The 12813-nt window shown below is 60.0% G+C and carries 10 protein-coding genes; 5 read left to right on the forward strand and 5 right to left on the reverse strand.

Annotated elements, in window-relative coordinates; genetic code table 11:
• Positions 1–50: 50 nt before the first annotated feature.
• The 3 genes from ettA to metF all read left to right on the forward strand — a co-directional run bounded on the left by ettA (position 51) and on the right by metF (position 3790).
• Positions 51–1700 (forward strand): energy-dependent translational throttle protein EttA, encoded by a 1650-nt coding sequence (ettA, locus tag ACXHRN_RS06560; RefSeq protein WP_488640526.1) that lies wholly within the window; start codon positions 51–53, stop codon positions 1698–1700.
• 184 nt (positions 1701–1884) lie between these two features.
• The gene (locus tag ACXHRN_RS06565) at positions 1885–2898 is read left to right on the forward strand and encodes an ArsR/SmtB family transcription factor (protein ID WP_488640527.1); all 1014 of its coding nucleotides are present in this window, start codon (positions 1885–1887) and stop codon (positions 2896–2898) included.
• 1 nt (position 2899) lies between these two features.
• Complete coding sequence (gene metF, locus ACXHRN_RS06570; protein WP_488640528.1) at positions 2900–3790, forward strand: methylenetetrahydrofolate reductase [NAD(P)H]; 891 nt, start codon at positions 2900–2902, stop codon at positions 3788–3790.
• Positions 3791–4236: 446 nt separating this feature from the next.
• On the opposite strand, the gene ACXHRN_RS06575 is transcribed toward metF, so the two are convergent.
• Positions 4237–5157: a DMT family transporter gene (locus ACXHRN_RS06575; RefSeq protein ID WP_488640529.1), complete on the reverse strand. Its 921-nt coding sequence runs from the start codon at positions 5155–5157 to the stop codon at positions 4237–4239.
• Between the two features lie 87 nt (positions 5158–5244).
• Here ACXHRN_RS06575 and ACXHRN_RS06580 point away from each other — a divergent pair, with 87 nt between their 5' ends.
• Positions 5245–6633: a cation:proton antiporter domain-containing protein gene (locus ACXHRN_RS06580; protein ID WP_488640530.1), complete on the forward strand. Its 1389-nt coding sequence runs from the start codon at positions 5245–5247 to the stop codon at positions 6631–6633.
• A gap of 107 nt (positions 6634–6740) precedes the next feature.
• Here the strand turns inward: ACXHRN_RS06580 and ACXHRN_RS06585 are convergent, their stop codons facing one another.
• From ACXHRN_RS06585 to ACXHRN_RS06600, 4 genes are all read right to left on the reverse strand, one after another.
• The gene (locus ACXHRN_RS06585) at positions 6741–7937 is read right to left on the reverse strand and encodes a lytic murein transglycosylase (RefSeq protein WP_488640531.1); all 1197 of its coding nucleotides are present in this window, start codon (positions 7935–7937) and stop codon (positions 6741–6743) included.
• Positions 7938–8092: 155 nt separating this feature from the next.
• On the reverse strand, positions 8093–8881 hold the full coding sequence (locus tag ACXHRN_RS06590) for a glycoside hydrolase family 25 protein (RefSeq protein ID WP_488640532.1): 789 nt from the start codon (positions 8879–8881) through the stop codon (positions 8093–8095).
• Positions 8882–9068: 187 nt separating this feature from the next.
• Positions 9069–9731, reverse strand: coding sequence for a class I SAM-dependent methyltransferase (locus ACXHRN_RS06595; protein WP_488640533.1), 663 nt, complete (start codon positions 9729–9731; stop codon positions 9069–9071).
• Entirely contained in the window at positions 9731–10975 is a 1245-nt protein-coding gene (locus ACXHRN_RS06600) for a BtaA family protein (RefSeq protein ID WP_488640534.1), read from the reverse strand. Before ACXHRN_RS06600 ends, ACXHRN_RS06595 begins: the two co-directional genes overlap by 1 nt.
• 166 nt (positions 10976–11141) lie before the next feature.
• Between ACXHRN_RS06600 and ACXHRN_RS06605 the strand changes: the two genes are divergently transcribed.
• Complete coding sequence (locus tag ACXHRN_RS06605) at positions 11142–12731, forward strand: putative bifunctional diguanylate cyclase/phosphodiesterase (protein WP_488640535.1); 1590 nt, start codon at positions 11142–11144, stop codon at positions 12729–12731.
• Positions 12732–12813: the final 82 nt, after the last annotated feature.

Here is a 12813-nt window from a genome sequence, read left to right on the forward strand (position 1 = left end):
TTGCCCTACATAGCCGGGCAAATTACGGATACGGTTTCATCGAGGTTAGCATGGCACGTCAATTCATCTATCATATGTCGGGCATCAACAAGGCATATGGTGCAAAGAAGGTCCTGGACAATGTCCACCTGTCTTTCTATCCGGATGCCAAGATCGGTATTCTCGGCCCCAACGGCGCCGGTAAGTCGACCGTGCTCCGGATCATGGCGGGGCTGGACAAGGAATGGAGCGGCGAGGCCTGGCTGGCCGAAGGCGCGACTGTCGGCTACCTGCCGCAGGAGCCGCAGCTCGATCCGTCCAAGACGGTGCTCGAAAATGTGATGGAAGGCGTGGCCGCCAAGACGGCCATCCTCGACCGCTACAACGAGTTGATGATGAACTATTCCGACGAGACGGCGGAAGAGGGCTCGCACCTCCAGGACGTCATCGACGCCCAGAACCTCTGGGATCTCGAATCCCAGGTGGAGATGGCAATGGATGCATTGCGTTGCCCGCCGGGTGATTCCGAAGTCACCAGTCTTTCGGGCGGCGAGCGTCGCCGCATCGCGCTCTGCAAGCTGCTGCTGTCGCAGCCCGACTTGTTGCTGCTCGACGAACCGACCAACCATCTCGACGCCGAAACCATTGCCTGGCTTGAAAAGCATCTGCGCGCCTATCCCGGCGCCGTGATGATGGTCACCCACGACCGCTACTTCCTGGATAACGTCACCAGCTGGATCCTGGAGCTCGATCGCGGTCGCGGTATTCCCTATGAGGGCAACTACACCGCCTATCTCGCTGCCAAGGCCAAGCGCATGCTGCAGGAGGGCCGCGAGGATGCTTCCCGCCAGAAGGCGCTTTCGCGCGAACAGGAGTGGATCGCTTCCAGCCCGCGTGCTCGTCAAGCAAAATCCAAAGCCCGTATCAAGTCCTACGATGAATTGGTGAGCGCGGCCGAGAAGCAGCGTCCGGGCGAAGCACAGATCATCATTCCGGTGAGCGAACGCCTCGGGCAGGTGGTCATCGAACTCGATGGCGTATCCAAGGGGTACGGCGATACACTTCTGATCGATGGCCTGTCGCTCAAGCTGCCGCCCGGCGGCATCATCGGCGTGATCGGGCCGAACGGCGCGGGTAAGACGACGCTGTTCCGGATGATCACCGGCCAGGAAAAGCCCGACAGCGGTACGATTCGCATCGGCGACACCGTGCAGATGGGTTATGTCGACCAGAGCCGCGACGCTCTCGATAGCAGCAAAACCGTCTGGGAAGAGATTTCCGGCGGTGCGGAAATCATCAAGCTTGGCAAGTTCGACATGAACTCCCGCGCCTATTGCGGTGCGTTCAACTTCAAGGGCGGCGACCAGCAGCAGAAGGTCGGCACGCTTTCGGGCGGCCAGCGCAACCGCGTGCATTTGGCAAAAATGCTGAAAGCGGGCGGCAATGTTTTGCTGCTTGACGAACCGACCAACGATCTCGATACCGAAACGCTCGGTGCGTTGGAAGATGCGCTCGAAAAGTTCGCCGGATGCGCGATTATCATCAGCCACGATCGCATGTTCCTCGACCGGCTGGCGACCCACATCCTGGCTTTCGAAGGCGACAGCCATGTCGAGTGGTTCGAAGGCAACTTTGAAGACTATGAGCAGGACAAGGTTCGTCGCCTCGGTGCCGAATCGATCAATCCGAGCCGCGTGACCTACAAGCGCCTGACGCGCTGATCTGCTTGGACGGGTTTTGGACGCCCCTTTCGGGCGCCAATTCTGTCAGATCGCTATGCGAAAGCCGGTCCGAAAGGGCCGGCTTTGCCGTTTCAGCAGCATTCGAAAAGCGCCATCCAATTTTCCACTTGCGCCAATGTGCCTAATCATATAAAGATATCTTTATATCTTGATTGGGTGACTTATGGCGAAGGTACAGGGCTTTTCTCTCGACACATTGGTCGATATTCTCAAGGCGGCAGCGGAGCCGACGCGGATGCGGCTTCTGGTGCTTTTGTCCTCGAGCGACCTGACCGTCACCGATCTTACCGAAATTCTCGGCCAATCGCAGCCCCGCATTTCGCGCCATTTGAAACTGCTTTCGGAAGCAGGCCTGATCAAACGTTATCAGGAAGGCGCCTGGGCGTGGTTTCGTCTGCGTCGCGAAGGCGACGCCTCTGGCCTGGTCCGCAAGATCATTGATGAAGCCTCGGGCGCCGATGCCGTCATGACGCGCGATCAGTCGCGGCTTTCCCAGGTGCGGGCGGTGCGGGCCGAAAAGGCGCAAGCCTATTTCAGCCGCAACGCTGCTGGCTGGGACAATCTGCGCAAGCTGCATGTCAGCGAGGCGGAGGTCGAGCGCGCACTCAAGGCGCTGGTCGGCGAACGTCCGATCGACGCATTCCTCGATCTTGGCACCGGTACCGGACGTCTCCTGCAGCTCTTCGAAGGCACCTACCGGCATGGTACGGGCGTGGATGCCAGCCGCGAGATGCTGGCGGTGGCGCGCGCTAATCTCGAGCGGTCAGGCATTACCAAGGCGACGATCCGCCTCGGCGATATCTTTAACCTGCCGCTCGATGGCGGCCAGTTCGATCTGGTCTCGATCCACCTGGTACTGCATTACCTCGAAAACCCGGAGCTTGCGATCGAAGAGGCGGCGCGGATGTTGCGGCCCGGCGGACGGCTGGTGATCGTCGATTTCGCCCCGCATGGCCTCGACGACCTGCGCGGCGAACATCATCACGCGCGCCTTGGCTTTTCGCATGCGCAGATGGAGACCTGGCTGGTGAAGGCTGGCCTCGATGTGGTCGAGACTGTCGATCTCAAGCCGCAAGGCGACCAGGAAGCGTTGACCGTCACGCTCTGGCTGGCGCGCGACCGGCGTCTGGAAATTGCCAACGCCCCTGTGGCCGCGGTTTCAGCTGGAAGGGCATAACATGAAGAACGACAACGATATCAAGATTTCCTTTGAGTTCTTTCCGCCCAAGAATGCCGAGATGGAGTTGCAGCTCGAAAGCGCGGTTCAGGATCTCAAGCAATGGCAGCCTGAATTCGTCTCGGTGACCTATGGCGCAGGCGGCACGACGCGCGACACCACGCTTTCCACGGTTCGCCGGCTGATCCACGAACATGGGCTGGCAGCGGCGTCGCATCTGACCTGCGTCGGCTCGACCCAGGACGATGTCCAGCGCGTAATTGCCGAATGCCGCGAGGCCGGCATCCGGCATTTCGTGGCGCTTCGCGGCGATCCGCAGGGTGGCGTCGGCTCGGCCTATCAGCCCTATCCCGGCGGCTATGCCAATGCAGCCGAGCTGACAGCGGCGCTGACCGCGCTCGGCGGTTATGAGATTTCCGTCTCGGCCTACCCGGAAAAGCATCCGGAAAGTCGTGACACCGCTGCTGATATCGACATGCTCAAGCGCAAGGTCGATTCGGGCGCCGTGCGCGCGCTCACCCAGTTCTTCTTCGACAACGAGGTTTTCGCGCGCTATCTCGACCGGGTGCGGGCGGCGGGCATCGATATTCCCGTCGTGCCGGGCATCTTGCCGATCCACAATCTCGCCCAGGTCAAGAAGTTTGCGTCGCTCTGCGGCGCTTCTGTTCCCGATTTTGTCCAAGAGGCGCTCGCGCCGGTCGACGACCAGCCGCTGGAACGCGCCAAGCGCGCCGCCGACCTCGCCAGCCAGCAGGTGTGCGACCTCGTGGCGCTGGGCATTTCCGAGTTTCATTTCTACACGATGAACCGCCAACAGCTGGTCTCGGCGGTGCTGGAGCAATCCGATATTCGTCGCGCCGTGAGCCGCACCGCTTCGACCGCTGCAGCCTGATTTCATTATCCAAAAAAGAAGGGGCGCCGGAAAAACTTCCGGCGCCCCTTCGTTGAATATCTGACCAGGCGCTAATCAAGCCTGGGACCCACGCGGCTGTCAGATGAAAAGCATCAATCCGACGAAAAGAAATGCCGCACCAACCAACACGGCGTTCAATGATTGAGTAAGACCCATATCCGGACCTCCTGCTGGTGTTAACGCAGGGATAATAGGGGCATTTCTTAAGGATTGAAAAGCGGATTGTATGCTGCAATGCGACAAAAATGTGAATTCTTTGCGTTATTCACAGGGATAATAGCATGAAATTCCAACGTAATTTGCCGTTCACGAATTATTCACAGTTGTGACCGATTGGTTAACAGCAAGCTATGCTTCCGTTACGGAAGTTGGCCTGAGGTGCCTCATTTCTGGGCTTTTCAGCAGGCCAGCCCTTCGCAGTCTGCTCACGCCGAGGCGCGCGAGAATCGCCGAACCAGCCTGCCGTCGAGGATCAACAGGCCGATGGCGATGACCAGCATGCCCGCCCATTCGGCTGCCTGCAGCCGCTCGCCAAGAAAGAGAATGCCGAGCAGAATGGCGCTTGGTGGCACCAGAAGGGTCACCAGCGAGGCATTCGTGGCGCCGGCGGTCGAAATCAGCCGAAAGAACAGGATGTACGCGAAGGCAGTGGAGATCAGCGCCAGGGCCAGAACCGACAGGATAGCTGCCATGGGCGGCGTGGCGAGCGTCCACGGCTGGTCCAGGATCAGCGAGACTGGCAGCATGATCAGCGTCGATGCGGTCAACTGTCCGGCCGCAGTCACGGGAGCCGCTACGCCTTTGAAGCGACGGCTGAAAATGGCAGCGAAACCATAGGAAATGGCGGCGATGACCGGCAGTGCGATCGCCCAGAGCGGCGCGCCGGCCTTTTCGCCGATATGCGGGCTGAACAGCAGGATGGTGCCTGCCAAGCCGGTGAGGGTTCCGGCAATCTTTATGCCGCTGAGCTTTTCATCAGTGGTCAGGAAATGGGCGATGATGACTGTCCAGATCGGCGTCGTGGCATTGAGGATCGAGGCGAGGCCGGCGCCGATCTGCGTCTGACCGGCGAAGATCATCGTGTGCGGAATGGCGTTGTTGATCAGGCCGAGCAGCAGGAAGGATGGCCAGCGGGCCCTCAGTTCCCGGTAGATGTTGAAGCGTCCGGCAATGAAGATATGCAGCGCCAGTGCGGCAATGACGAATCGCAACAGCGCCAGCGTGACCGGTGGTATCGAATGGACCGCGACGCGAGCAAAGAAGAACGAGCCGCCCCAGAGCAGGCCGAGCAAGAGAAGCATCGCCCATGAAGAGGCGGTAAGCACGTTATTGTTGCTGTTCGACATTGTCTTGATTTCTGAAATCGCGGAAAGTTGGATTCGGGTGATATCCTCAATTATCGCCCGCACCTAAGTGACACCACCCGAAAAGCTTTGCAAGGAGACATCAGGCTGGAAGCGACCATTGCCCACGAAGCTGCCGGACATGCCGGACAGGCATCGATGATCGCCATTGCCGTCGTGGTTGCCGTGGCGGCCCTGCTGGGGCTCGGTTTCATGCGCCTGCGACAGCCGCCGCTAGTGGGCTTCATCCTCGCGGGCATCACGCTCGGGCCAACCGGGGTAGGGCTGATTTCCAATTCCGAAAATGTCACGCTGCTTGCCGAGATGGGCGTGATCCTGCTTTTGTTCTTCATCGGCATGGAGCTGTCGATCAAGGCCTTCGTGTTCACGCTGAGAGGTGCGTTGACGGTGGCGACGGGCCAGATCGCTGCTGCGATGATCCTGTCCGGCGCCATGGCTTTCCTGACGGGAGCGGCTGTCAGCGAGGCGATCATCCTTGGTTTCATCATCGCGCTGTCATCGACCGTCGTGGCGATGAAGATGCTGGACGAGATGGGACAGCTGCGCGGTGAGGCGGGGCGGATCGCGGTCGCAGTGCTGATCGCGCAGGATCTCGCTGTGGTTCCGATGCTGATTTTCGTCAGCAGTCTCGGCGGTGCGAGCGTCAGTATCGGCGCCATGCTGGTCAAGATCGCGGTGGCGGCCGGCATTCTTGGCTGGCTACTGTGGTGGCTCGGGCGTCGGCCAAAACTCAGGTTTCCCTTTGCCGAGGCGATCGAGGACAAGATCGAGATCCTGGCGCTGGGCTCGCTGGCGCTTTGCTTTGCGGCGGCGGCGGTTTCTGGTCTGGCGGGGCTCTCGCCGGTCTACGGCGCCTTCATTGCCGGGATACTGGTCGGAAACTCGACGCTGCGCTCGCGGGTCATTCCGGTGATCGAGCCGATCCAAAGCGTGCTGCTGGTGGTGTTCTTCCTGTCGATGGGATTGCTGATCGATCTCGATTTCATCTGGGATAACTTGTGGGAAGTGCTCGGCGCGTCTGTCCTTGTCGTGGCACTGAAGACCGTGGTCAATGTCTTCCTGTTGCGGCAGGCCGGCTACAGCTCGTCGATCGCCCTGATTGCCGGACTATCGATGTCACAGATTGGCGAGTTTTCGTTCGTGCTGGCGTCGGCCGGGCTGGCAGCCGGCGCACTTGGCTTCGATCTCTACAGGTTGGCTATCGCAGTGACCGCGCTCAGCCTGTTGCTGTCGCCGATCTGGATTTCGATCATGCATCGGCTGGAAGATATCGCCTCGGAGGGGCTTAGGACCTATCGAGAGCAGCTGGCGGTTGCCTACCATCATGAGATCGATGAAGTCGCCAAGCGCACCGCGTTGCTATCGCGGTTGGGGCATGCATTGCGGGTGCGCTACCGGGCTGTACGGCTGGCGATCTATCATCGCCGCGCCGAGGCCCGGAAGCAGAAAGGGCAATGAAGCCGCTTAGAGCAATTCCAGCAAAATTGCGTAGCGGTTTTGCGTCCGGAATTGCGTAAAACAAGAAGATAGAGCGTTTTCGCGGTTCGAAGAAAAGCGGAAATGCCCTAGAGAGCGTTGAGAAGATCCGGCGTGGCCCAGCCATCGGCCGGCATGCCGAGCCGCTGCTGTTCCTTCTGGATGGCGATGCGTGTGCCGCCGCCGAGGATACCGTCGATATCACCGACATCATGACCGGTCGCGTTCAGCTTGGTCTGCAGCTGCTTCATCTGGTCGACGGACAGGCCTTGTTCCGGCTTGCCCTTCTGGTAGGGCGGTGCACCGGCAAGGCGTGTGGCGAAATAGGCGGCCGACGTCGTGTAGATGAACGACTTGTTCCATTCGAGATAGATGGCGAAGTTCGGATAGGTCAGGAAGGCTGGTCCGAAGCGGCCCTGCGGCAGCACCAGTGCTGCCTGCAGGTGGCCGAAGTTGGTGTTGCCGTCACGCGGCTGGACGCCGAGCTTGAACCAGTCTGCTGCCGTCAGCGTGCCGCCGAGGCCGGATTTGTCGAAAGGCACGTTCTTCGAAATGGTGACTTCCTGCAGCCAAGGCTCGCCGCGCTTGAAGCCCAGGCTCTGGATGAAACGGGCGGCGGTCAGGATGACGTCGTCTTCGCTGGTTTTGAGATTGATGTGGCCATCGCCATCACCGTCGGTGCCGAACTTGATGATATCGCGCGGCAGCATCTGCACCTGGCCGATTTCGCCCGCCCAAGCGCCGGTGTTGGTTTGCGGATCGACGTCGCCATCGGCAACCATCTTGATCAGCGACATCAATTGCGGGCGGAAGAGCTCGGGACGGCGGCAGTCGTGGGCAAGCGAAACAAGTGCGTTGCGGGTGTTGAAATCGCCCTGAACGGCGCCGAAATCGGTCTCGAGCGCCCAGAATGCAGTCACGACAGCGGCGGGCACGCCGTAATCGGCCTCGGCCTTGGCGAAGGTGTCGGCGTGTTCCTTCATCTTGCGGCGACCGATATCGAGACGTGCCTGGCTGACCGTGCGCTTGGAGAATTCAAGAAAGGTCTGGCGGAAGACGCCCTGGCCGCGGTCCATGCCGAGCACCTTCTTGTCGAGACGAGCGCCAGCAAGGGCCTCGTCGACGGATGCGGCGGGAATACCGGACGCCACAGCTTCAGCCTTCACGCCGGCAAGGAACTCACCCAGGTCGCCACCGCATGCTGCCGTTTGGGCATACGCCGCTCCGGCAAAAAGGGACGAGATCACGAGAGTGAGGATAGCGGGCGCGTGGCGCGGGATCGGCATAGTTGGACCTTCTGGAAAAGCTTAGCTTCAGGGCGGTGAAGCTTTTCCAGAAGATTAAGGCAGATGCAAGAGCGCTCGCACCAGTTTGCATATAAAACAGTGTCCAGAGTCGGCATGATGATCGGTGGGATCAGGACTCCGTCCTGATCAGCGGGTCAGGACCCTGTCGACACCGCGTTGACCCAGTTCTGCCAATTCTTGCGCGAGCCGCCGAAGACGTTGATGTCGACCTCGCCCTTGACGCCGGGGATCACGCCGGTCGAGGTATATTGCCAGAATGCCCAGCGGCGATCCTCATAGACCTTGGAGGGGTGATCTGCGACGGCCCGCAGCCAGAAATGATAGTTCTTGAACTCGCCGACCAGCACGTCGCGATGGAAATCGACTGACGTGTAAATGATCGGCCGCTTGCCGTAGTAACTCTCGATCCGATCCATGAATTTCTGCAATTCGGCAACCGCGGTTACCTTCGACGGGCGATATTTGCAGGTCTTGGACGAGCCGTTCCATTCCACGTCGAGAACCGGCGGCAGGTACATGGCCTGCTTCGGCACGTTGCGGATGAACCAGTCGGCCTGTTCGTCGGCGGTCGAGCAGAAATAATAGAAATGATAGGGTGCATAGGGCACGCCGGCTGCGGCTGCGCCGCGCCAATTCTGGCCGAAGCGGTCATCGACCCGGTCCTTGCCTTCGGTCGCCTTGATGAAAACGAAGGAGACGCCAGAGGCGCGCGCCGTCCGCCAGTCGATGTCGCCATTCCATTTGGAAATGTCGATGCCGTGGACCGGATGATGATGCGGGGTCTTGACGCCGAAATCCTGCGGATCCTTGTCTTGGAACCGCGGCGGCCGAATCGAAGCGGTTTCGACCAGGTCATAGTCCGTGGATGTGCAGGAAGCCAATGCGAGGAGCAATGGCAGGATGACAAGTGCGAAACGGCGCATTGATCCCCCGGAGATACGCAAATAAACACCGCCCCCTTGCAGCGTATCCGCGACGGCGAATACCGAATGGAGGCTCGAACCTCCGTTCTCCACCATCATCGTAAAAATTGCGTTAGTTTCAAGCGGAATTTGCTGACATGCCAAGATATGGCACGTTAACTGTCAAAATAATCAGATATTTAGGCCGTCAGATCCTGTGAACGACGAGGATCCAGGCATAGTCGCGCGCATGCGGGATGAATTCCAGCCGATAGGACTTGTCGGCGATCGCCGCTTCGACGACGGCCTTCATCCGTGCCCGCGGCGTCACATGGAAGCGCTTCAACCAGCTATGCAACAAGGTCCGGAACCATCGGGGTAGGCCGCTCTGCTGGCCGAAATCGGCGATATGCAGTGAGCCACCGGGATTGAGCGCCGTGATCGCCATCTCGATGGTCTTCTCCCATTCGGGGATCATCGACAGCGCGTAGGAGATCATGATTCGGTCGAAACCAGCCACGTGGAAATCGGCCGATGTGAAGCGTGCCGCATCGCCGAGTTTCAGCACGGCGTCATAATTGCCTTCGCCAGCCAGGGACTTGCGCGCGGTGGCCAGCATCTCCGAGGAGATGTCCAGGCCATAGAGGTTGATGCCGGGGTAGAGCCGGCTCGCCACCGCCAGATTGCGACCCGTGCCGCAGCCGATTTCCATCAGGCTTTGGCCCGGCTTCATGTCGAGTTGCAGGATCAGCCGGTCGCGGCCGAGCAGGTAATATTTTCTGGTGAGATCATAGATGTGTCGCTGGCGGCGATACACCTGATCCATCAGATGCGAGTGGCCCGATAGGCCGTGGGTCGATGCTTCGCTCATCAGATTTTCTCGTAGATGTGGAATCCGCCGTAGATCGCCGAGCGGTCGGCCTTGCCGAGATTGACCGATTGCTCCGAGAGATAGCGCCACTGGCGGTCGATCTCCGGACGCAAGCGCCCAGCGACGATGCTCTTTTCGGCCGCCGTGCGGAAGATGATGCGTGCACCTTCAGCCGCGGTGCGGGTCATTTCAGCCCAGACTTCGTTGACCTGTTCGTCGGTCATCCAGTCCTGTGCATCGAGCAGGATGAAGCGATCCATCGAGCCGTCTGTCTTGGCGCCGAGGACCGCGCCGAAATTGGCGTGATGCATCGTCACCTTGCCGAGATTGTCTCGAATCGGGGCGTAGTTCGCAAGTGCGAGATAAGGCGGCAATTTGCCCTCGCCAGGGGCAGGATAGCGGCGCGCGAAGGCCTGCCAGGCGAAGTAGTTTTCGCTGAGCGGGAAGTCGCAGGCGAGCTTCTCGACCCGTTCGCGCAGCACCTTGGCGAGTGTCTTCTCATTGGCGAGGCTGGCAAGTTCATCGAACTGGCGTGGCGGAATGCCGAGGCCGAAAAGCGAACTCTTGCGGGCGGTGATCCAGCGGACGGCCTTGCGGTCGAAGATCGGCGCGATCTTGCGATCGAAGAAGTCGCGCTGTTCTTCGACTGTCCGGGCTTGCATCAATTCGCCGAGGTCGATGCCATAGAGGCGGGCAGCGATGTGGCTGGCGCCGATGAAGCGGCCGAGCAACCCGGTGCGGTAGAAATTGCCGTTGAACACCTCGATGCGGCGCTTGCCATTGAGGCGGCGGCCTTCCCAGTAGCGACGGCTGACCGGATCGAGATGGGATGCGATGAAACGGTCGTAAGCCTTGGAATTGGCGGGTTCGTTGGCCATGCCGAAGAAGCGCATGATGTCGGGATGCGAGGGCAGGTGGGCAAAGGCTGCGAGCTTCAGGCGGTTGAGGGCGATATGGCTGGCATTGAGATCGGCAACGTCGATCGATTTCAGCCCGTGCGCCAGATAGGTCAGCATGTTGCAGCCGCCCGAGGCGATGGTGGCGACGCGGTGATGTGGCTGAAGCTCCATGGCGCGGATGTCGACTTCGGGGTCTTCCCAGATCTGCGGATAGACAAGGCCGGAGAACAACAAACCGAACAGCCGTTCCGACATGCCGTCGAAACTCAGTGCCTTGTGCTGCAGGAGTGCGCCCTTCAGCTTTTCATCCAAACCGAAGCGGCGAGGCCGCGCCATCTGCGTCATTGGTTCGCTCCTTGTGACTAGCTGGAGCGGGAAATATTGCAGTACGGCGAAAGTTTGATGACAGGACTTGTGTATATCGCATTTTGGCGCCTCCCTGAGCCGCTCTTCCTAAGGAAAACTTAAGGATTGGCCGCTAGCGTCCGGACTCATTGCAGGAGCGGTTAACATGATGTTACGAGCGTTGCTGCCGGGTATTCCCCAACGACATGCGTTCGTTGGCTCGGCAATCGGGGCGTTGCTGCCCTTCATCAGTTATTCCACGGAGTTCCTCCAGTCCGGAGGAAATTTTGATATTTTTGTGCGGCTGGGTGATCCAGCGCACGTGTTGCTGTTCGCGGTGCCGCTGCTGACCGGAACTCTGTCGTATCAGTACGGCCAGACGATTGCGTCGCTCGGCACCAAGCTCAAGGCGCGCGAACGGGCCGAGCGTCATCTTGTCAACCTGTCGCTTCATGACCGGCTGACGGGCCTGCCCAACCGGCTGGCGCTGGAGAAGGAAATAGACCGCTTTATCGAGATGCGGCCGCAGGACGATTTTCGCCCTGCATTGCTGCTGCTCGACCTCGACAAATTCAAGCATGTCAACGACACGCTTGGCCACGATGCCGGCGATGAACTGCTTCGACTGTTCACCGACCGACTGAAGCAGACGCTCGGCCCCCTCGTGCGTCTCTTCCGACTTGGGGGTGACGAGTTCGTCGTCACCCTCAGCGGTCGACCTGACGAACGCGACGTCGAGCGCCTGTGCAAGGTGATCGAGGCAAAGGCCGGCGAGGCTTTTATGTTGAAGGCGGGCAGGGCACTCACGGGCGTCTCGATCGGCATTGCTCATGTCGAGGCCGGAGATCATTCGATGATTGATGTATTGAAGCGCGCCGATCTCGCGCTCTATATCGCCAAGGACATACCGGGCTCGTCACACGCTTTTCACACGGAGGGCCTCGGTCGCTTCATGCAGGCACAGATGGCATTCGAGCACGAAATCGCGCTGGCGCTCGAAAACGGCGATTTCTTCCTGGAATACCAGCCGATTGTCGGCGCCATCGACAACGACATTCAGTCCTTCGAAGCGCTGGTGCGCTGGCGGCATGCCGAGCGCGGCGTAATCTTTCCCGAACATTTCCTGCCGATGGCGGCGCGTGCCGGCCATATCGCCGCCGTGGGCCGCTGGGTCGTGGCCCAGGCGATCATGGATGCAACATCCTGGCCGGAGCATATCGGGCTTGCCATCAATGCCAGTGCCGAGGAGCTCCGCGATCCCGGTTTTGCCGCCCATATCGGCGACTGTCTCGCCTCATCGGGGCTATTGGCGTCACGCCTGACGATCGAGATCACCGAGTCGACGCTGGCTGCCGATATCGGCACCATTGGTGCAGGACTTGCCGGCCTCAGGGATCTTGGCGTGCGCATTGCGCTGGATGATTTTGGCATCGGCCTGTCCTCGATCAACTTGCTGCGCCAGTTTCCGATCGACCGCCTCAAGATCGACCGCTCGTTTACGCATGCGATGCTCGACGGCGGCCGCGAAGGCGACCTCATCGACATTATCGTCAAGCTCGGCCGGGCCTACAACATGCCGACCACCGTGGAAGGTGTGGAAAACGAACGCCAGATGCATATGGCGCTTTCCTTGGGCGCGGCGGCGGTTCAAGGGTATCTCATATCGCAGCCCGTGCCTGCCGGTGCGATCCAGCAATTGCTGGTCGCGGCCAATGGAATGGGCGAGGCAATGCCCGAGATTCGCTTCAGTGCCTGAGCCAGGATTTCCGGGGAAGACCTAGACCTTTCGCTTCCTCCGGATCGTGGCTCCTGATTTCTCGGGAAGCCTCGTTTCTCGG

The sequence above is a fragment of the Shinella sp. OV683 genome, assembly GCF_057787725.1.